Origin of the sequence: Bradyrhizobium sp. 138, from assembly GCF_023074075.1 — a bacterium.
Lineage (GTDB): Bacteria > Pseudomonadota > Alphaproteobacteria > Rhizobiales > Xanthobacteraceae > Bradyrhizobium.
This window is the reverse complement of the sequence record NZ_JADPKT010000063.1, coordinates 42,721-62,758: the sequence shown is the minus strand read 5'-3', so window position 1 is coordinate 62,758 and position 20,038 is coordinate 42,721. Positions and strand designations below refer to the sequence as shown.

General features: G+C 65.4%; 15 protein-coding genes. 2 read left to right on the top strand and 13 right to left on the bottom strand.

Annotated elements, in window-relative coordinates:
* Positions 1-38: 38 nt before the first annotated feature.
* Positions 39-1,406: an MmgE/PrpD family protein gene (locus IVA79_RS20460; protein ID WP_247556014.1), complete on the bottom strand. Its 1,368-nt coding sequence runs from the start codon at positions 1,404-1,406 to the stop codon at positions 39-41.
* A 117-nt stretch (positions 1,407-1,523) separates the two neighbouring features.
* Between IVA79_RS20460 and IVA79_RS20455 the strand changes: the two genes are divergently transcribed.
* Entirely contained in the window at positions 1,524-2,639 is a 1,116-nt protein-coding gene (locus IVA79_RS20455) for an FUSC family protein (RefSeq protein WP_247556012.1), read from the top strand.
* 1 nt (position 2,640) lies between these two features.
* Here IVA79_RS20455 and IVA79_RS20450 read toward each other — a convergent pair whose 3' ends face one another.
* The 12 genes from IVA79_RS20450 to rpsT all read right to left on the bottom strand — a co-directional run bounded on the left by IVA79_RS20450 (position 2,641) and on the right by rpsT (position 19,200).
* On the bottom strand, positions 2,641-3,129 hold the full coding sequence (locus IVA79_RS20450; protein WP_247556010.1) for a DUF2867 domain-containing protein: 489 nt from the start codon (positions 3,127-3,129) through the stop codon (positions 2,641-2,643).
* Positions 3,126-4,520 carry an MATE family efflux transporter gene (locus IVA79_RS20445; protein ID WP_247556008.1) on the bottom strand — a complete coding sequence of 465 codons (1,395 nt, stop codon included), beginning with the start codon at positions 4,518-4,520 and terminating at the stop codon, positions 3,126-3,128. The genes IVA79_RS20450 and IVA79_RS20445 overlap by 4 nt, the downstream gene beginning before the upstream one ends.
* Positions 4,521-4,719: 199 nt before the next feature.
* On the bottom strand, positions 4,720-6,015 hold the full coding sequence (gene murA, locus IVA79_RS20440) for a UDP-N-acetylglucosamine 1-carboxyvinyltransferase (RefSeq protein WP_247556006.1): 1,296 nt from the start codon (positions 6,013-6,015) through the stop codon (positions 4,720-4,722).
* Positions 6,016-6,139: 124 nt separating this feature from the next.
* Positions 6,140-6,607, bottom strand: coding sequence for a hypothetical protein (locus IVA79_RS20435; protein ID WP_247556004.1), 468 nt, complete (start codon positions 6,605-6,607; stop codon positions 6,140-6,142).
* Positions 6,608-6,720: 113 nt separating this feature from the next.
* Positions 6,721-7,359 (bottom strand): phospholipid scramblase family protein, encoded by a 639-nt coding sequence (locus IVA79_RS20430; protein WP_247556003.1) that lies wholly within the window; start codon positions 7,357-7,359, stop codon positions 6,721-6,723.
* A 234-nt stretch (positions 7,360-7,593) separates the two neighbouring features.
* Complete coding sequence (gene gyrB / locus IVA79_RS20425) at positions 7,594-10,029, bottom strand: DNA topoisomerase (ATP-hydrolyzing) subunit B (RefSeq protein ID WP_247556001.1); 2,436 nt, start codon at positions 10,027-10,029, stop codon at positions 7,594-7,596.
* Between the two features lie 334 nt (positions 10,030-10,363).
* The gene (locus tag IVA79_RS20420) at positions 10,364-12,526 is read right to left on the bottom strand and encodes a hypothetical protein (RefSeq protein ID WP_247555999.1); all 2,163 of its coding nucleotides are present in this window, start codon (positions 12,524-12,526) and stop codon (positions 10,364-10,366) included.
* Between the two features lie 156 nt (positions 12,527-12,682).
* Complete coding sequence (locus IVA79_RS20415) at positions 12,683-13,417, bottom strand: hypothetical protein (protein ID WP_247555997.1); 735 nt, start codon at positions 13,415-13,417, stop codon at positions 12,683-12,685.
* 108 nt (positions 13,418-13,525) lie between these two features.
* The gene (recF, locus tag IVA79_RS20410) at positions 13,526-14,662 is read right to left on the bottom strand and encodes a DNA replication/repair protein RecF (RefSeq protein WP_247555995.1); all 1,137 of its coding nucleotides are present in this window, start codon (positions 14,660-14,662) and stop codon (positions 13,526-13,528) included.
* A 198-nt stretch (positions 14,663-14,860) separates the two neighbouring features.
* Complete coding sequence (gene dnaN, locus IVA79_RS20405; protein ID WP_247555993.1) at positions 14,861-15,979, bottom strand: DNA polymerase III subunit beta; 1,119 nt, start codon at positions 15,977-15,979, stop codon at positions 14,861-14,863.
* Positions 15,980-16,260: 281 nt separating this feature from the next.
* Positions 16,261-17,667 (bottom strand): chromosomal replication initiator protein DnaA, encoded by a 1,407-nt coding sequence (gene dnaA / locus IVA79_RS20400; RefSeq protein WP_247555991.1) that lies wholly within the window; start codon positions 17,665-17,667, stop codon positions 16,261-16,263.
* Positions 17,668-18,933: 1,266 nt separating this feature from the next.
* Positions 18,934-19,200 (bottom strand): 30S ribosomal protein S20, encoded by a 267-nt coding sequence (gene rpsT / locus IVA79_RS20395; protein WP_018319466.1) that lies wholly within the window; start codon positions 19,198-19,200, stop codon positions 18,934-18,936.
* 379 nt (positions 19,201-19,579) lie between these two features.
* Between rpsT and IVA79_RS20390 the strand changes: the two genes are divergently transcribed.
* Positions 19,580-19,897 carry a hypothetical protein gene (locus IVA79_RS20390; RefSeq protein ID WP_247555989.1) on the top strand — a complete coding sequence of 106 codons (318 nt, stop codon included), beginning with the start codon at positions 19,580-19,582 and terminating at the stop codon, positions 19,895-19,897.
* Positions 19,898-20,038 lie beyond the last annotated feature (141 nt).

Here is a 20,038-nt window from a genome sequence, read left to right as displayed (position 1 = left end):
TCACCCTCCAGGGGAAGGGGAACAGAATACTGCTAGCCTTATCTCCCCAGCTCCGTCGCCTGCGCCACGCGATCGAACCGCTCCAGCGTCATGATCGCATCAGCGAATTTTTCCGCGCGCGCATTCAGCACCGGCCGCGCCAAGGTCAGAAACTTCTGCTGCATCGCCTGCGTATCCGGGAATGAGGTCGGCTCGCCTGAGGGATCGGCATAGAGCCGCTCATGCACGCCATCGTCTGTGGTGATGCTGACGCGGGCGCCAAAGGGGTGGGTGCGGCCGATCTCGAGCCGGTCGTCCTGCACCACGTCGAACTTGTTAGCGAGCGCGTCGATCGCGGCATCGCCTAGGCGGTTATAGTCGTCCCAGCCGAACGAGCCCTGGTCGAGCGCGAGCGCGCCGGTGAAGAACATCGAGAACTGGCCGCCGACGATCGAGGTCGGATGCCGCTTGGTGGCGGCATCGCCGGTCAGCGTGATGCCGTTGCGGTGCAGCCCGATCTCGACCCGCTTGACCTGGTCGGGCGTCAGATTGTGCTCGCGCCGCATCGCGATCAGCGCGTCGATCGCGGCGTGGGTGTAGCGGCAGCTTGGATAAGGCTTTACGCCGATCTTCATGGTCTCGTAGCTCTTGCCGAGCTCGGCGACCGCCTTGTCCGGATGCGCATCGTCGGTGTAGCCGGCGAGCAGGCCGTGCTTGCCCTCGACCGATTCCGCGGAGCCGACGAAATCGTTACGCGCCAGCGTCGCAGCGATCACGCCGTTCATCGCGGCGGCGCCGACCTGGTAGCGCTTGTTCCAGGCACCGTTGACCAGAAATTGCAGCGAGCCGGCGGCCTGGCTGCCGGAGACGCCGAAGGCGGCGATGAGTTGCTGCTCGGAGAGGCCGAACAGCTTTCCGGCCGCCGCGGCCGCGCCATAAGTGCCGGCGGTCGCGGTCGGGTGGAAGCCGCGCGCGTAATGCGAGGTCGGATCGAGCGCATTGCCAAGCCGGCAGCAGATCTCGTAACCCGCCACGATCGCAGTCAAGACGTCGCGGCCCGACGCGCCGACCATCTCGCCGACGGCGAAGGCGGCCGGAACCACCGGCGCGCTCGGATGCAGCGAGGAATCGGCGTGGGTGTCGTCGAAATCGAGGGAATGACCGAGCGCGCCATTGAGCAGCGCCGCCACCGCCGGCGTCCAGGTCTTGGCATCGCCGAACACGGTGGATTCGCCCTTGGTGTCGAGCGCCAGCGCTTCCAGCATCTTCAACATCGAAGGGGTCGATTCCGCCTCGCGCCTCGCCCGGATCGCGCTGCCGAGGAAGTCCAGCGTCAGCACTTTTGCGCGATCCAGCACCTCTGCCGGAATATCCTGGTACTTCAGATTGAAGACATAGGCGGCAAGCGTTGCGGTTTCGTGGGCCATCGTGTTTCCTCGTTTTGGCGCGCAAGTTAGGCGGGCTGATTTGGCCTTTCAAGCGGCCTTGCAGCCGCGGGCATCAGCCATGCTTTGGCTTGGCTTAAGAGGATCGGGATATTCCGTATGACGCGCGCAACGCAGCTGTTCGACCGGATCAGGTCGCGGCGGACGCAATTGGGATTGGCGATCCGGGTCACGGTCGCCGCGACCGCGGCCTACGCGCTCGCCACCGCGCTGCATCTGCTGCTGCCGCTCTGGGCGGTCCTGACCTCGCTGATCGTGACCCAGATGAGCGTCGGCCGCTCGCTGAAGGCGACGCGCGACTACATGCTCGGCACCATCGGCGGCGCGATCTATGGCGGTGCCATCGCGATCCTGATCCCCTATTCCAGCGAAGCCGGGCTGCTGGGATTGCTGGTGCTGTCGGTCGCCCCGCTCGCTTTCATCGCCGCGATCAATCCGAGCCTCAGCGCAGCCACGGTGACGGCCGTGATCGTGCTGCTGGTTCCGACCATGCATCATTCCGATCCCCTGACCTCGGCGATCGACCGCGTCAGCGAGGTCGCGGTCGGCGCCATCACCGGCCTCGTCGTCTCCTTCCTGGTGCTGCCGTCACGCGCGGTGCGGCAGATCCGCGCCAGCGCGGCGAAGTTGCTCGAGCTGATCGCGGATGCCTTCACCGAGCTGCTCGCGGGCCTCACCCGCGGCCGCGACAACGACGCGCTGCACCGGATCCAGGACGGCATCGGCACCGCGATGGTCAACCTCAACGCAATCGGCTCCGAAGCCGAGCGTGAGCGCGCCGCACGGCTGTCGAGCGGCCCGGACACTGGCCCGTTGTTGCGAACGATCCTGCGGCTGCGCCATGACGTCGTGATGATTGGCCGGGCGACGGTCGTGCCATTGCCGATCGAGGTGCAGACGCGACTATCGGGCCCGCTGACGGAGGTCTCCACCGTGATCGCGCGCTTCCTCCGCTCCGCCGCCTCCGCCTTGCGCGAAGGCGCCGGTGCACCCCCGATCCATCCCGTCCACGTCGCGCTCCAGCACTATGCCGAGGCTGTCGCCGCCGTCCGTCACGACGGCCTGATCCGCGGCCAGCCCAGCGACACCGCCGAACGCTTTTTCGCGCTCGGCTTCTCCTTGGAACAGATGCACCAGAATCTCTGCGATCTCGACCGCGTTGTCGGCGAATGGTCGGAAGCAGCGGCCGACAAGTCGGCGCGGGTTGCGGAGTAGTCTATCGGGCCGGCTCCACGATCCCTCTCAGCATGCTGCGGGCCACGAGCTTGTGGAAGGGCATGATGAGGGTGAGGTAGGTCCGGCCGAGGAGATTATGCGTCCGCACCAGCGTGGTCGAGGTCACCCGTCGGCTGGCCGCAGCGCCCGTCACGTCGACCACGATGCGGAAATCGAGGTGAGAATCGTCGAAGCCGGCCACCAGCCGCTCGGGCGTTTCGCTCAGCACCGGAAACAGGCCGATTAATCCGCCCGGCGCCGGCTCACCTTCACCCGATGTCTTCAGCCCGAACGGTGTCACCAGAACATTGCGCAGGCGCAGCAGCGTATCGATCCAGCGCGGCCCGTGCAGCACCATCCGGGTGCAGGCCTCGCGGGCATTCACTTGCGCTGTGCCGATCTCGACGCGAAACGCGTCGACGAACTGCGCGCCTGATAGCAGCGCATTGGCATCGACCTCGGGTGCGACTTCGCGGATGGTCCCGTTCATCCTGCCAATCTGCGCGTTAGCATCCGGAAGCGCAAGATCAGCAGTCCGGCATAGACGAACGAGCCGACCGAAAACCCGACCCAGACGCCGATCGCGCCGAGCCCGGCGTTGAAGGCCAGCACCCAGGCGATCGGAAAGGCGACGCCCCAATAGCCGATGGCCGCGAACAGCAGCGTCATCCTGGTGTCGTTGAGGCCGCGCAGTGCGCCGCCCATGATGGTCTGCAGGCCGTCGGCGATGAAGAAGGTGGCGCCGACCAGCAGCAGCGTTGCCGTCAGCTCGACGGTGGCCGCGTTCTCGGCGCCACGGCCGAAGAACAGCTGGCCCAGCTGGGTGCGGCCGAGGACGATGGCGACCGTCAGGGCCGAGACCAATGCGACGCCGAGCACGGCCGCGGCGAGCCCTGCGCGCTTCACCGCCGCCGGCTCGCCGCGGCCGAAGGCGTGGCCGACCCGCACGGTGGCCGCCATGCCGATGCCAAGCGGCACCATGAACAGCACGGCGGTGATCTGCAGCGCGATCTGATGCGCGGCGATCGCGGCGGTCGAGATCAATCCCATCAGCAGCGCGGCCGAGGAGAACAGGCCATATTCCAGCAGCAGCGAAAACGAGATCGGCGCGCCGATCGCGATCAGCTGGCGCATCAGAGGCCAGTCGATCCGCCACAGACGGGCGAGCGGGCGGTAATCCGCGAACGGTTTCCGCCATGCGGCAATGGCGAGCACCGCGACGAACGTGCCGAGATTGACCAGCGTGGTCGCAAGTCCCGCGCCGAACAGACCGAGCTCCGGCAGGCCGAACAGACCGTGGATCAGGGCATAGACCAGCGCGGCATTGACCGGGATCGCCGCGACCGTGATCCACAGCGGCGGCTGTGGCCGGTTCACCGCGCTCATCATGCTGCGCACCGCGATGAAGCCGAGTGCCGGCGCGATGCCCCAGGCGAGGCCATTGAGGTAGTGCTGCGCCAGGGCGGCCGGCTGCGGCGACTGTCCGAGCGCGAGCAGGATCTGCTCGCCATAGAGCGGCGAGGCCATCATCGGCAGCGAGATCAGCAGCGCGACCCACAGCCCGACGCGCAAGGAGCGGCGGATCAGCCTGACGTCGCCGGCGCCGAACGCCTGCGCGGCCAGCGGCGACACCGCAGCCATCAATCCGAGCCCGAAGGTGAAGCTGACGAAATAGACCGTATGCGCCAGCGCCGCCGCGGCGACCGAATCCTCGCCGAGCCGGCCGATCAGCGCGAGATCGGTCGTGATCATCGCGATCTGCCCGAGCTGCGTCAGCATCAGCGGCACGGCCAGCCGCAGCGTCTCGACGAATTCTTGCGCGAGATGGTTCTGCGGCACGCCGGCTTGCGGCTGCGAATGATGTTGGACGGTGTCGAGCATGGCGGGCTGAATAGCACAGCGCCGCGACGAAAACATGGCCTCGAGGAAGACGGTGAGGGACCTATCCGCTAGCTCGGTACCGTAGGGTGGGCAAAGGCGCACTTGCGCCGTGCCCACCATCTCTCGCGATACGGCGACAGACGCGTGGGCACGCTTCGCTTTGCCCACCCTACGGTACTGTGATTGGGGTGAGAGCGCCTCAGCCCTTCCGCTCCGGCACGCGCTTGATCTTCGCGCCCAGCGCGTTGAGCCGCTCCTCGATGCGCTCGTAGCCGCGCTCGATCTGGTCGGCGTTGTTGATGGTGGAGGTGCCCTGGGCGCACACGGCCGCCAGCAGCATGGCCATGCCGGCGCGGATGTCGGGCGAGGTCATGGTCGCGCCGTGCAGGCGGCTGGGCCCTGCGATGATCGCGCGGTGCGGGTCGCACAACACGATCCGCGCACCCATCGCGATCAGCTTGTCGACGAAGAACATCCGCGATTCGAACATCTTCTCGAACATCAGGATCACGCCCTCGCATTGCGTGGCGGTGACGATCGCGATCGACATCAGGTCGGCCGGGAAGGCCGGCCAGGGCTGGTCTTCCAGCTTCGGCACGTGGCCGCCGAAATCGTCCTGGATCTTCAGCGTCTGGTTCGACGGCACGATGAGGTCGTCGCCCTCGACGCGGCAGACGATGCCGAGCCGCTCGAACCCCATGCGGATCGAGCGCAGATGCTCGACGCCGGCGCGCGTGATGCGTAAGGGAGAGCGCGTCACGGCGGCAAGCCCGATCAGCGAGCCGACCTCGATGTGGTCGGGTTGGATCCGATAGGTCGCCTCCCCCAGCGTTGCCGGCCCTTGCACGATCATGGTGTTGGTGCCGATGCCCTCGATTCTAGCACCGAGCGCGACCAGGAAATTGGCGAGGTCCTGCACGTGCGGCTCGGACGCCGCGTTGCGCAAGTACGTGACGCCGTCGGCGGCGACCGCCGCCACCAGCGCGTTCTCGGTCGCGGTGACGCTCGGCTCATCCAGGAACACGTCGGCACCCGCGAGCTTTGGCGCGCGGAATTCGAGCCGGTCGGTCGCGGTGACTTTTGCGCCGAGCTGTTCCAAAGCCAGCACATGCGTATCCAGACGACGGCGGCCGATGACGTCGCCGCCGGGGGGCGGCAGCATCACTTCGCCGCAGCGGGCGAGTAGGGGGCCCGCCAGCAGGATCGAGGCGCGGATGCGCACGCACAATTCAGGATCGAGGTCGGCGGCACGGATGCTCTTGGCGTGGATATGCAGCGTGTTGCGCTCGGTCCATTCGGCCGATGCGCCGACCGAGCGGATCAGCTCGACCAGCGTCTCGGTGTCGCGGATCCGCGGCACGTTCTGAAGCGTCACCGGATGTGAGGTGAGCAGCGCGGCGGCGATGATCGGCAGCGCCGAATTCTTGTTGCCGGACGGCTCGATCGAGCCCGAGAGCCGGTGACCGCCCTCGACGATGTATTGGATGGGCGCCACTTGATTCTCGCTGTCCTGTTGGGTGGGGCTGTTTCGGAGCGGAAACTACAGAGAATTGAGCGCGGGAGCAATTGCGCTGGCGGTGTCCGCCCGTCGGTCTGGAGCTTGTGGCAGGCGGCAGCCCTTAGAACAAGCCGATGATGTTCCCCACCACGTAGAGGATCGCGATCAGGATCAGCGCGCCGATCATGACGAAGGAGATTTCGATCGCGATGGCGCCGGTGCCGAGCGCGGCGGCGACGGCCGCCAGCAGCCGTTCTTCCCTGAAGATCAGCGAGAGGACCGAGAACAGGATGGCGAGCAGGCCGAGCGAGATCGCGGTGACCGACGCGGTTTCGCTCCAGCTTCGTCCCGCCGATTTCTCGACCTTCGGAGCCTGATACTCCACGCCCTTCACCTTGGCGATGACGCGGTCCTTGATGCGATGTCCGGTGTCGACGATCACCTTATCCGCCGGCGGCGGAGGAAACACGATCGGCACGACCCAATGCGGCAGCACCGCCGCCATCAGTGCCAGCACACCGACAATGCTGCCGATGATGCCGAGGCGGCGGGAAGGCACGGTGGAACTGGGCGTTGCAGAGGCGGTCATGGCGAAAGGGCTTCCCGGCCGGAATGGGCCAACGGGGTCATGCCACTTCGTCGCGATGACGGAAGGCAAGGTTCAGGGGCTGCGGCGGGCAAGCGAGACAGGAGACCGGGCTTTCAATCGCGGAACAAATTGATTGCGCCGCCCTCGCCTTTGACCTCGAAATACATGAGATCGATGTAGATCGCAGCTGCAAGAACCAGCGCTCGCTCATCTTCTGTCAGGCCGCGTTCCAAATACTCCACCAGAAAGTTGTCGCGGTCGGTGAACAGTTCGGCGCCGAGGCCGGACCATTTTTTCGCGACCCGCGCGTGCTCTCGTCCTCCGCGCATGAACGGAAAGGTCCACACGCGCCAAAACGGTGAAGTGACTTCGAGCACCACTCTTCCCTGCGCATCGTGCACATGGAAGATCTTGGTGAAAATCGAAAACTGGCGCTCGATGGTTCCTATCAGGCGACCGTCGCGCGAACGCAGCTCCAGACATTGAAAGAACCAGCGGAAGGGATGAATCCCCCGCATGACAGGCTGTCGCGCGTTGTCGAAAAAATGCACCTCAAAGGAGCGCCAATGTCCAAAGGCCTGGCGCCCCAGGAAACCGAGAATTCCCTTTTGCTGCTCGGCCGCATAGAGCAGATCGCGGCCATTTTCATCGCGGATGCGATACTTGTTGCGGGTTTCGAGACCGAAGATTTCGGCCAGTTCGAAGACCTGCTGCACGTACATTTGGCGCTGCTCGGCTAACATCGGCAACATTTGGCTGGGTCCTGTTCCGTGCTCCTCGCGCTGAGTGGAATTCGCGCCGGCAACGCCGCAGGCGGCACGTGGGTCATGCCAATTCGTCGCGGGGGCGGGCGGCTAGGTTCAGGATGGCGTCTTCTGCATCCGTCATGGCCGGGCTTGTCCCGGGCGTCCACGTTCTTTTTTCCGCGGAACAAGGCGTGGGTGGCCGGGTCAAGCCCGGCCATGACGCTGTTGAAGCGGGAAGCGCTAGATATCGATCGTCGCGCTCAGGGAGTGTTCCTGGATGAAGTCGCGGCGCGGCTCGACCACGTCGCCCATCAGCTTGGTGAAGATGTCGTCGGCCTCGTCGACCTCCTTGACCTTCACCTGCAGCAGCGAACGCACATCGGTATCCAGCGTCGTCTCCCAGAGCTGCTCCGGGTTCATCTCGCCGAGACCTTTGTAGCGTTGCAGCGAGATGCCCTTGCGGCCGGCTTCGGTCACCGCCTCGAACAGGTCGACCGGCCCATGGACCATGTGCTCGGTATCCTTCCGCCGCAGCTTGCCGGAGCGGGCATAGACGTCCTGGAGTTTCGTCGTGTACTCGTCGAGCTTTCGGGCTTCGGCCGATCCCAGGAAGGCGTCGTCGATCACAGCGGTTTCCTTGACGCCGCGCACGGTGCGCTCGAACTGGAAGCCCTGGCCTTCCACGTAGTGTCCGATCCAGCCGCGCTCGACCTCCTCGGCCTGATTGTCCAGCCGGCTCGCGATGTACTGTGCGGCGGCAGCGGCCTTCTCGGGATCGCCGTAGATCGATTTGTTCAGCACGCCGGTGATGGCGGCCTGCTCGATCACCTTGCGGTTATAGCGGCTGTGCAGATTGCGCAAAATGCTGCGAACCACGCGCGCGTCGTCGACCAGTGAGCGCAGGTCGCGGCCGGTGCGGTCACCGCCGGTGCCGGGAATGTAGACGCAGTCGTCGAGGCCGGCGTCGATCAGATAATCTTCCAGCGCCCGCTCGTCCTTCAGATACTGCTCGGACTTGCCGCGCGAGACTTTATAGAGCGGCGGCTGGGCGATATAGAGATAGCCGCCGTCGATGATGTCGCGCATCTGCCGGTAGAAGAAGGTCAGGAGCAGCGTGCGGATGTGGGCACCGTCGACGTCGGCGTCGGTCATCACGATGATCTTGTGATAGCGCAGCTTCTCGATCGAGAACTCGTCGCTGATGCCTGTGCCGAGCGCGGTGATCAAGGTGCCGATCTGCTCGCTGCCCAGCATCTTGTCGGGACGAACGCGTTCGACGTTGAGGATCTTGCCGCGCAGCGGCAGCACGGCCTGGAATTCGCGGTTGCGGCCCTGCTTGGCGCTGCCGCCTGCCGAGTCGCCCTCGACGATGAAGAGTTCGGACTTGGCCGGATCCTTTTCCTGGCAGTCGGCGAGCTTGCCCGGCAGCGAGGAGACCGAGAGCGGGCTCTTGCGCGTCAGCTCGCGCGCTTTTCGCGCGGCTTCGCGGGCGGCGGCGGCCTGGATCACCTTGCCGACGATCATCTTGGCTTCGCTCGGATGCTCCTCGAACCAGGCCTGGAGCGCCTCGTTGAGGACGTTCTCGACCACGGGGCGCACTTCCGAGGACACCAGCTTGTCCTTGGTCTGCGACGAGAATTTCGGATCGGGCACCTTCACCGACAGCACGGCGGTGAGACCCTCGCGGCAGTCGTCGCCGGTCAGCGCGATCTTTTCCTTTTTCGCGTTGGCCTCGGCATAGCCGTTGACCTGGCGCGTGAGCGCGCCACGGAAGCCGGCGAGATGGGTGCCGCCGTCACGCTGCGGGATGTTGTTGGTGAAGCACAGCACGTTCTCGTGGTAGCTGTCGTTCCACCACAGCGCGGCCTCGACGCCGATGCCGTTGGCCTCAGAGCGCACCATGATCGGCGCCGGCACGATCGCCTTCTTGTTGCGGTCGAGATATTTGACGAATTCCTCGACGCCGCCGGAATAGTGCATCTCCTCGCGCTTCTCGACCGCGTGACGCATGTCGGAGAGGGCGATGTTGACGCCGGAATTGAGGAAGGCGAGCTCGCGCAGGCGATGCTCGAGCGTCGCGAAATCATATTCGATGTTCTTGAAGGTCTCGCTCGAGGCCAGGAACGTGACTTCGGTGCCGCGCTTGCCCGGCGCATCGCCGACGACCTTGAGCGGTGCCACGGCATCGCCATGGGCGAACTCGATATAGTGCTCCTTGTTGTCGCGCCAGATGCGCAAGCCGAGCTTGCTCGACAGCGCGTTGACGACGGAAACGCCGACGCCGTGCAGGCCGCCGGAGACCTTGTAGGAGTTCTGGTCGAATTTTCCGCCGGCATGGAGCTGGGTCATGATGACCTCGGCCGCCGAGATGCCTTCGCCCTTGTGGATGTCGACGGGGATGCCGCGGCCGTCGTCGCGCACGGTGACGGAATTGTCGGCGTTGAGCACGACATCGACGCGCGTGGCGTGGCCCGCGAGCGCCTCGTCGATCGCGTTGTCGACGACCTCGTAGACCATGTGGTGCAGGCCGGAGCCGTCGTCGGTGTCGCCGATATACATGCCCGGGCGCTTGCGGACAGCGTCGAGACCCTTGAGCACGCGGATCGATTCCGCACCGTATTCGCTCGGATTGGAGGGCTCGTTTTCGGCAGCTTGCTGCCGAGCAGGTTCTGTCATGAGAGGCCTTCGAAATGTCGCCCGAATCAGCGGCGCAAAAGGCGCTGATTTGCAGGCTATTTGTGCCATGAAAGAGGGTTTGCGCCTAGCGCAAAGTATCTTCCGGCAACCCATTGGGAAGATGGGTGTTTTTGACCGATTTTCAAGGTCCGCGAAGGCCGATTCTGGGCGGTGCAAAAAGCGCGATTCGTGGCCCCGTTTTGGACCTCGAAGGCGTGGATTTTGCGGGCCGTTGGAGGGGCGTTCCGGGCTCCCTTGTGCCGCATTCACAGCTCGTCGTCATGCCCGGGACAAGCCCCGGCCATGACGATGCGGAGAAGCTGGGGGCGTAGCGCTAGTACATCTGAAGCGGCAGCACGTCTCCGCTCGGGCCCACCAACAGGCCCCAGGCCTCGCCAGCGGCGACGGTCAGGGCCTCGGTGCGGGCGGGCTGCCCGGGCAGGCGCAGCGCGTACTGGTACTTGCCCGGCGGCAGATCGAGCATCGGGCCTTTTGGCGATCGCGGGCCGCCGGCGCCGGCCGCGATCTTCACCGTCTGCTTGTTGATCGTCAGCGAGGCCTCGTTCGGTCCCATATTTCCGAGCATGAGCTTCGCCTGTCCCGCCTTCGGCATGATGTCGGCCTTTGCCGCCGCATCGGAATTCTTCTGCGCCAGATTGACCGTGGTCTCGCCCTTGGCGCGGCCGAGCTTGAGCACGGCCGGGCCTTGCGGCGAGGTGAAGTCGATTTGTGCGCGATCTGCGGATACCGCCGCGCCGTCGGTCTTTTCCTGCCAGCCGAGCTTGGGCAGCTCCGCACGATAGAAGGCGAGGACATCGTCGAGCGGCGCCGGAATGCTGGCGGTCAGCTCGCGGCGGAGCGGCGCCTCGCCGCCGGGGATCTTCGTGGTGGCAAACGATTTCGACGAACGCTGCGTCGGCACCGGCAGTTGCGAGTCAGAATCTGGCTTGAGCGGCTCGGAGGATCTGGCCTGTACTTCCACTTCCGCAGCGGCCGCAGGCTTGGCCGCTTCCGTCACCAGGCCCGATCCGTCGGCGCGGACATTCACCTTCGGACCCATCTGCATCACGGTCATCGAGATCGACTTGCCGCCCTTGGCGAACGCCATCACCGCCATGTTGGGCTGGTTGATGACGGAGGGTTGCTCCTTCCAGCCCGAGCTCTTCAGCGCCGTGCGATAGAAGCTGCTGAGCGCCTTCACGCTCGACGCCGAGGAGAATTCCAGTCGGCCGTCGCCACCTTCGAACTTCACGCCCTCGGCGTTTTCGGGCAGCGGCACCGGCGTCTTGCTGCCGGCGAGTGCGTTGAGCGGCGCGTCCGACAGGGAGGCGGCCTGCGACTTGCGTCTGGCCTCATCGGCGGCAATGAGCTGCTGAGCCGCACCCAAGGCATCGCCCAGGAACCTGTCGTCGGCCTCCTTCTTCGCCTTGGCGCGCGCGGCAAGCGCTGAGTCCTTCACCTGCGCGGTCAGGCTGATCATGGTGAAATCATATTTGCGACCGAGCCGCAGTACGCCGGTCTCTTCCGCCGAGGAGATCTTGATTGCGACTTCGTCACCGGGCGCGAGCGGCGCGCTGCCGTCCTCCTGCCAGCCGCGCGCGGCAAGCTCGCGATGATAGAAGGCGAGAACGGCGGGCAGCTCGGCGATCGCGGCGGCGCTGATCTCGCGCTTGTTGGAGCTTGCGCTGCCGAGGCCTCGCGCCGATTTGGTCGGCCTGGGCCGTGGCAGGCCGGCCATGTCATCATCGGCCTCGAGCTCTTGGGGCAGCGCGAACGGCGCCACCTTGATCTCGACATTGGTGCGGCCGTCGTCGCGGCGCATCAAGGTCAGCATCACCGGCTTCTGGTACATGTGTGAGGTGTCGCGCTCGGGGTGGTCGTAGAACGCGCGCACGCCGTTCGGGACGGTCTCGCCGAGATCGGCGTTCGGCCAGCGCGATGCCGTCTCAGGCGTGAGCTTGCGCCATCCCATCGCCGTCATGTCCTTCGCAAAGAACTCCGCGGTCGCATCGAGCGCGTCGGGCGCAATGCAGCCGAGATAGGGGCGGGTCTCGTCGAACACGAGATCGGTCGCGCCGTCCGGAAAGGGCACGTTCGCATAGATCCGGTTCGGCGTGTAGAACACGGCGGATTGATCGGGGCGCCCGCGCGCCTGGGTAAAAGAGACGCGCAGCCCATGCCGTCCCTTCTTGAAGGTCAGCGCGGCGCTCTTCTCGTCCAGCGGATACACATAGGGCACCCAGCCGTCGGCGCTCAGCAGCTTCTTCGTGGCGTCCGACGCGACGGCAAGGGCGGTCGGCACGGTGTAGATGACGCGATAGGTGTCGGGGTGCGAGGTATCCTCCACCGCGCCGTCCAGCCGCGGCAGGGTATGGACGTCGACGAAGCTTTCGTCCGCCGCGCCCGCGGGGCGCGATGTGCTCACCATTGCGAGAATGCCGCAGGCAAGCAGCAGCCATCTTGCCGGGACTTGCGCCCCGCGCCGGATCATCGGCATCGTCAAACTCCTGGATGTCGCGCGGGTCGTCCTGCCCTCGCGCAATGGCAGGCTGCGGCGCCGTCAGCGCGCGGCCTCAGACGAGAAGTCGCGGTGGGAACCGGAGAGGTTCAATGGGGCGCGCCCCGCGGCGCCAAAGCCTGAGCTGGGCGAGGCTCAGTACAGCTGCAGCGGCGGCCATGCATCACCATCGCGCCCGACCGTGAGCTCCCAGGTATCGCCGGCTGCGACGGTGAGGGTGTTGGTGGTGGCCAGACGGCCCGCCACGCTCAGTCCGTAGGAGTATTTGCCGGGCACGAGGTCCAGCGCGACCGCGTTAGTGCCGGCGACGCGCGGGATGGTTTGCTCGTTGATCTCGAGCACGGCTTCCTTGTCGCCGATGTTGCTGAACACCAGCTTCGCCTGGCCCGGCTCGGGCAGCACGTTCGCTTTGGTTGCGGTGTCCGCGTTCTTCTGCACGAGATGGACCGAGGTGCCGGAATCCTTGCGGTCGAGTTTCAACGCGGCCGGCCCCAGCGGCGAGACGAAGGCGAGCTGGACGTGGTCGGCGCCGATCACCGCGTCATCACGCTGTTCCTGCCAGCCGAGCTTTCGAAGCTCGGTGCGATAGAACGCGAGGACGTCGTTGAGCGCTGCGGGCACGGTGGCTTCCAGCCTGACTCGGAGCGGCGCTTCGACGCCCCGCATCAGCGTGGTGTGGATTCCTCTATAGGTGTAGCGGGTCGGTGCGGGCAGCCTGGCATCGGAATCCAGCGTGAGCGTCGTCGGAAACAGGTGCGGCAGCGAGGCGCCGGCGCTGGCCGCGAGCAGGCACATCGCAAGCAGGACGAGGCCGTACGCAAACATCCGCCATCGTGCCGGGGCTCGCGCCCCATGCCTCGCCGTCGTCATGCTCATGCTCCAAGAATATCGCGCGTGTCCGAGTTCGGCGCGATGGCCGCTGCCAGCGGCCTCAAGCAGCTAGTCGCTGACGGAACCGAGCGGGTTCAACCCGTCGGCCTATCGTCGGGCTGAGATCTGTCCGCTCTCGACGTCAAAGACTTCGCCGCCTGCGCCGATCTCGGCGAACGCAGCCGGGTCCGCGCCGGTCAGCCAGACCTGCGCGCCGAGCTTCTTCAGCTCGTCGAACAGCGCGGCGCGCCTGCTGGGATCGAGATGCGCGACGACCTCGTCGAGCAGCAGCAGCGGCACGATGCCGGTCATTTCCGCCACCAGCGTCGCATGCGCCAGCACGAGGCCGATCAAGAGCGCCTTCTGCTCGCCGGTGGAGGCATCGCGCGCCGGCATGTTCTTGGGTGCATAGACGACCTGGAGGTCGGTGAGATGCGGGCCCTCGGTGGTGCGGCCGGCGATGGCATCGCGCGGGCGGTTGTCGCGCAGGATCTGGCGGTAGCGGTCCTCGACCGATGTCGCGGTCTCCTGCAGCAGCGCGTTCTCCATCCAGCCGTCGAGCGCGATCTGCGCCGAGGGAAAGGCGGAGGCCTGCGCGCGCGCATTGAGCATGCCGGTCAGCCTCGCTGCGGTCTGGCCGCGCGTTGCCGCGACCGCAACCGCGAGCTCCGCGGTCTCGCGTTCGATCGCGTCACACCAATGGTCGTCGTAATTGCGGGTTTCGAGCAGGCGGTTGCGCGAGCGCAGCGAGCGTTCCAGCGCGGAGATGCGGCTGGAATGATCGCTGTCGATGGCGAGCACCAGGCGGTCGAAGAAGCGCCGCCGCTCGGACGCCGCGCCCATGAACAGCCCGTCCATCGCCGGCGTCAGCCAGACCATGCGGATGTGGTCGCCGAAGGATGCGGCTGACCCCACCGGCTCGCGGTCGATGCGGCAGCGCCGGCTTACCGCGCTGTCGGGCCGCGGCGCATCGATGCCGGTGCCCAGCGTCGCCAGCCCCAGCGCGCCCTCGACCTGTGCCGACACCGCCCAGGAGCCGTCGCCCTGGTTGTCGGCGACGTCTTCCAGCGTCGCGCGCCGCAAGCCCCGTCCCGGCGACAGAAACGAGATCGCCTCGATGCAATTGGTCTTGCCGGCCCCATTCGGCCCGACCAGCGCCACCATGTCGGCCGCCGTCTCGAGCCCCGCCGCCCGATAATTGCGAAAATGCGTCAGCGTCAGGCGATGAATGCGGGAGGGGGTCATGTTCTATTCATCATGGGCGCGCGCTCCCTCCGGGAGCATGCCGTAGGGTGGGCGAAGGCGCGCTCTGTGCGCGCCGTGCCCACGCCTCGCCGCGATCCGGGCCGCTGCATGGTGGGCACGCTTTCGCCTTCGCTCTTCGAGCTACGGCGCAGGCTTTGCCCACCCTACGGCTGCGATGGTTGGTCGAGAGAGCGTCCCTCACACCCGCATCGGCATCAGCACGTACAGCGCGCTCTTGTCGTCGCGGTCTTGCACCAGGGTCGGCGAGCCGGGGTCGGCGAGCTTGAGCGTTGCGACGTCGCCTTCGATCTGGGCGGCGATGTCGAGCAAATAGCGGGAGTTGAAGCCGATATCGAGGGCGTCGGAGGCGTATTCGACTTCCAGTTCTTCGGTCGCGCTGCCGGAATCCGGATTGGTCACCGACAGCACCAGCTTGCCCGGCGCCAGCGACAGTTTTACCGCGCGCCCGCGTTCGCTGGAGATGGTGGAAACGCGGTCGACCGCGTTCTCGAAATCCTTCTTGTCGACGACGAGCTCCTTGTCGTTGCCTTGCGGGATGACGCGGCCGTAGTCGGGGAAGGTGCCGTCGATCAGCTTTGAGGTCAGCACGACGTTGCCGATCGTGAAGCGGATTTTGGCTTGCGACAGCTCGATCGTCATCTCGGCGTCGGTGTCCTCGATCAGGCGCTGCACCTCGCCGACGGTCTTGCGCGGCACGATCACGCCGGGCATGCCCTCGGCGCCCTTGGGCTGCACCAGATCGAGCTGGGCGAGGCGGTGGCCGTCGGTGGCGACGCCGCGCAGGGTGGCGGCCTTGGCGGTGCCGGCGGCGTGCAGATAGATGCCGTTGAGATAATAGCGCGTCTCTTCGGTCGAGATCGCGAACTGGGTGCGGTCGATCAGCCGCTTGACGTCCTTGGCGGCGAGCGAGAAGGAATGCGACATGTCGCCGGCGGCGAGATCCGGGAAATCGTTCTCCGGCAGGGTCTGCAGCGTGAAGCGCGAGCGGCCGGCGCGGATCGCGAGCACGGCGCGGTCGCCGTCGGCCTCCAGCACGATCTGCGAACCATCCGGCAGCTTGCGCACGATGTCGTAGAACATATGCGCCGGCACCGTGGTGGAGCCCGCGGTCGCGGTTTCCGCCGGCAGCGTCTCGGTGACCTCGAGATCGAGGTCGGTCGCCTTCAGCGACAATTTCGCGTTCTCGGCGCGGACCAGCACGTTGCCGAGGATCGGAATCGTGTTGCGGCGCTCGACCACGCGGTGGACATGGCCCAGCGACTTCAGGAGTTGCGCGCGTTCGACCGTAACCTTCATTGCACTACTCGCCCGATCCCCAAGGAAACACAACGTTTGAGAAGGCCGGACGGCGGGACGCGCGCCACGGCACCGAAGACCCCGGAAAGCCGGATCATCCAGCCGATATGACCAAAGCTGTCAGGGTCGCGCAAGGTGGCTTGGATGGCCCCCGGATTCAAGAGATCGGAGCCAGTTCCCCACGATTTACCGCCCAAAAACCAGGGCCGCCGCCAAGGCAAACGAAGTCCGCCGCCCAGGCGAGGCCGGGGCGGCGGGAATGGCAGGAGCGCCTTAGGCGTTTATTCCTGAAGCTGGCGCTTCAGCGACTCCACTTCCTCGGAGAGCGCAGTGTCCTTGGAGACCAGGGCCTCGATCTTGCGCACGGCGTGCAGCACCGTGGTGTGGTCGCGTCCGCCGAAGCGGCGGCCGATCTCGGGGAGCGAGCGCAGCGTCAGCGTCTTGGCGAGATACATCGCCACCTGGCGCGGGCGGACCACGTTGGCGGTGCGGCGCGAGGAGAGGAGGTCGGAGCGGCTGACATTATACTGCCGCGCCACCACGCGCTGGATGTCCTCGATCTTGATCCGCTTCGGCTCCTGCGGCCGGACCAGGTCGCGCACCTCATGCTCGGCCATTTCCAGCGTGACCGGCCGGTTGTTGAGTTTCGAGTGCGCAAGCAGACGGTTGATCGCGCCTTCGAGGTCGCGGCCGTTGTGGGTGATGGCGCGCGCCAGATAATGCAGCACCTCCTCGGGCACCTCGAACGTCGCATGATGGGCGCGGGCCGCCGCGACACGCGACTTGAGAATGCCGTGGCGCAGCTCTTCGCCGAGCGAGCCCATCTCGACCACGAGGCCGCCGGCGAGCCGGGAGCGGACGCGGTCATCGAGGCTTTCGAGGTCGGACGGCGGCCGGTCGGCCGCGATCACGACCTGGCGGCCGGCATCGATCAGCGCGTTCAGCGTGTGACAGAACTCGGCCTGGGTCGACTTGCCCTGCAGGAACTGGAGATCGTCGATCACCAGCACGTCGATGCCGCGCAGCGCCTCCTTGAAGGCCAGCGCCGTCTGCGTCTTCAGCGCGGCGACGAAGCCGTACATGAATTTTTCCGCCGTGAGATACAGCACCTTGCGCTCGTTGCCGGAATTGCCGGCCCAGGTCACCGCCTGGAGCAGGTGCGTCTTGCCGAGCCCGACGCCGGCATGGATGTAGAGCGGGTTGAACATCACGGGGTCGCCGCGACGACCCTCGGCAACCTGGCGCGCGGCCGCATGCGCCAGCGTGTTGGAGCGGCCGACGACGAAGCTCGCGAAGGTCAGGCGCGGATCGAGCGGCGAGCCGCCGAGCGCATCGTGATTGGCCGAGACCGGCGCGGTCGCGGTGGAGCGCAGCTCCAGCGTGGGTGCGCGGCGCGTCTCGACCGGTGCCGGGGCTTCCTTCTGCACCACCGGGCGCACCGCGGAGCGGACCGTGAGGTCGATGCGATGCACTTCCGGCATCTCGGCCTGCCAGCACGACAGCACGCGCTCGGCATAATGGGCCTGGATCCAGCTCTTCAGGAAGCGGGTCGGCACCGAGAGCCGCACGCTCTCGTCCTGCACGCCTTCCAGATCCATGCGCGCAAACCAGCTCGTGTAGACGTCCTCGCCAACACTCGAGCGCAGCCGACCCTTCACGCGTGACCAGCGATCCTGTTCCATTGTCATCGTCAGAAAACTTCTCTTGAGAGATATAGTTGCGTTGTGAGCGCCATGCAGGGTTTCCTGCAGGACCCCTCAGCAGGGTCCCTGGAATGGCGCGACCTCAAAGCGAGTCCATCGTCAGGCATGGCTCAACCGTCCGGCGGGAACGCCGCGTCAGATCAGCGATGTCAGAGATGGAGGGGTCGCGAGGTCAGCGCGTACTCGGCGCTCGGTCACACGCGGAAGGCTGGTGATCAGACAGATCTGGGACGGCATCGTTGGAATGCGAAACGTGCTTCAATACCGCGTTGAGTCCGTAAGACATGATACCTCCCCATCCTGCCGTGATCGCTCACGACAAGGTCCTGCGTGTCTTGACGACAGCCGCGCCGTACTCCTGCGCGGATGCCTGCCGATGTACTGGTCGTCCGCTCGACTTCGCCGCCTTTTGCGTGCCGGGGTAGCGTTGCGATGTCTCTCATATGCGCGTTGCACGACGCGGGAAGATCCCGCTTGGAGACATTCAGACAAAGAGCTACCATTCCCATATTGCTATGGGTTGTGAACCGACATCGCTTGTTGAAGCGTCGCCTACGTGCACACCGCCGCCGATTTGCACGCTCGCCCCGTTTCCTAAACCGCGCTGGTCTGAAGATCGTGGGCGCCGCTGACGACTAAGGAATACACTATGCAGAAAGACTCGCAACGAAATTGATTCACACTTGAGGCACCAAAAAACTTGACCTCGGTTAACGCCGCGGACGAGTTGTTCACAGGCTCCGAAGCAAGTTTTTGGATTCGTGCACAGAATCGAGAACGCCACGCCTCATGTGACAATTCTCAGCCACCGCCAAAATTTTTTAACAAATTCGTCACGCACCCGACGCGCGGGTGAATTTTCCAAACGCTTGCGATCACTATGTCGATAAGTGATTAGCGAGACATCGTTTTTTGAGTCTCATTTTACAGGGTAACTCCCGCCCGGTGTGCATTCCTGTGAATCTACGGTGTGTAGAACTTTCGTCGCCCGCGGATTCAATTCGAGTGCGCAGCGCAGGGGTTTTTTGCAACGCGGTGATAGCTCCCGCTGCGGCAAAACATCGGCAGGTAGAACTACGGAACGAAGCATAGCGCAGGCGGAGCAAACCTTCCAATCGCAGATCGACTGCGGCGTGACCGCGTGCGTGAATATGACAGGCAACAAAAAAGCCCGGCGCGATGCCGGGCTGTTTGACGCGTGCAATGTTCGATCGATCAGTCGACCGACCGGTCCGCCGTTATTTGGCAAGCTTACTTGGCGAGCTTGGCGATCTGCGCGGTGAGACGCGAGACTTTGCGGCTGGCATTGTTCTTGTGAATGATGTTGCGCTGGGCGGCACGCATCAAGGCGGGCTCGGCATTCGCCAGCGCCTTCACGGCAGCGGCGCGGTCGCCGGTCGCGATGGCTTCTTCGACGTTACGCACGGCACCGCGCATCTGGGTGCGGCGCGACTTGTTGACGGCGGTGCGGCGGGCGATCTTGCGCGTCGCTTTCTTGGCGGAAGTGGTATTGGCCATGGTCTCAATATCCTTTGCGGGTACCGGTCGCGTCTTGGTCGGGTAGCGCCGGCTTGCTTGACCGCGTAATCGACGCTCGGATTTAGGGTGTTCGGTTGCTGGGCTGTCCCCGGAACATGAGGCCTCAAAGAGCCTCTAAGCTCAATGGGTCTGCAACTGCTCAAAGAACAGCGGCGGCAGGATTGCGCCCGCCGCCAGTTGGCGCCCTTATAGAGAGGGTCTTGCGCACCGTCAACGCTTTCCGGGCTGGAAAAGCGGCCCCGGGGCGCTCCAGGGAGCACGGTAACGCCCTGAAGAGGTTGAATTTCTGCCGTCTCCCGGTTATTGGCTGGCGGCGTTTTGTCGGGTCCTCCGATCGGACGACCATATAAGGTGGGGCATGATCCGCGGCTTTTTCCGACTGATTGGGCTGTTGCTGCTCGCCGGCGGGTTCATCTTCATGGTCTATGACGGCGCCCGCTGGGTGGCCGACCAGACCTTGCGGTTCACCCGGTTCGGCCAGTTCTGGAACGACATCAATCAGGCCAGCCAATTGGCCTTCCGCACCTGGGTCGAGGCCAAGGCGCCCTGGCTCTGGACCTCGGTGATCCGCCTGCTGCTGGATCAGCCTGTCTTTGCCGTCCTCGGCATTCTCGGCATCCTGCTGATGATCCTGTTCCGGCCGCGGAAACCGCTGATCGGCTATTCCCGGGATTGATCTTCAATTCCCGCCGGGAGCGCTGCGGAGGCGCACGGCGTAACAACGCTGCCGACGCCCACGTAGAGCCCTATGTTCCCACCTGATCGCGAGCACGCCGCTTGAGCATCTGGCTCAGGCGACGGACAGCTCGCCTCCGGA

Bases quoted from the DNA above. Each gene is read 5' to 3' on its own strand.
- IVA79_RS20390 (WP_247555989.1), top strand. From the start codon at position 19,580: ATGATCCGCGGCTTTTTCCGACTGATTGGGCTGTTGCTGCTCGCCGGC.
- dnaN (WP_247555993.1), bottom strand. From the start codon at position 15,979: ATGAAGGTTACGGTCGAACGCGCGCAACTCCTGAAGTCGCTGGGCCAT.
- IVA79_RS20450 (WP_247556010.1), bottom strand. From the start codon at position 3,129: ATGAACGGGACCATCCGCGAAGTCGCACCCGAGGTCGATGCCAATGCG.
- gyrB (WP_247556001.1), bottom strand. From the start codon at position 10,029: ATGACAGAACCTGCTCGGCAGCAAGCTGCCGAAAACGAGCCCTCCAAT.
- rpsT (WP_018319466.1), bottom strand. From the start codon at position 19,200: ATGGCCAATACCACTTCCGCCAAGAAAGCGACGCGCAAGATCGCCCGC.
- IVA79_RS20455 (WP_247556012.1), top strand. From the start codon at position 1,524: ATGACGCGCGCAACGCAGCTGTTCGACCGGATCAGGTCGCGGCGGACG.
- IVA79_RS20435 (WP_247556004.1), bottom strand. From the start codon at position 6,607: ATGACCGCCTCTGCAACGCCCAGTTCCACCGTGCCTTCCCGCCGCCTC.
- IVA79_RS20460 (WP_247556014.1), bottom strand. From the start codon at position 1,406: ATGGCCCACGAAACCGCAACGCTTGCCGCCTATGTCTTCAATCTGAAG.
- IVA79_RS20430 (WP_247556003.1), bottom strand. From the start codon at position 7,359: ATGTTGCCGATGTTAGCCGAGCAGCGCCAAATGTACGTGCAGCAGGTC.
- IVA79_RS20445 (WP_247556008.1), bottom strand. From the start codon at position 4,520: ATGCTCGACACCGTCCAACATCATTCGCAGCCGCAAGCCGGCGTGCCG.
- recF (WP_247555995.1), bottom strand. From the start codon at position 14,662: ATGACCCCCTCCCGCATTCATCGCCTGACGCTGACGCATTTTCGCAAT.
- IVA79_RS20415 (WP_247555997.1), bottom strand. From the start codon at position 13,417: ATGACGACGGCGAGGCATGGGGCGCGAGCCCCGGCACGATGGCGGATG.
- IVA79_RS20420 (WP_247555999.1), bottom strand. From the start codon at position 12,526: ATGCCGATGATCCGGCGCGGGGCGCAAGTCCCGGCAAGATGGCTGCTG.
- dnaA (WP_247555991.1), bottom strand. From the start codon at position 17,667: ATGACAATGGAACAGGATCGCTGGTCACGCGTGAAGGGTCGGCTGCGC.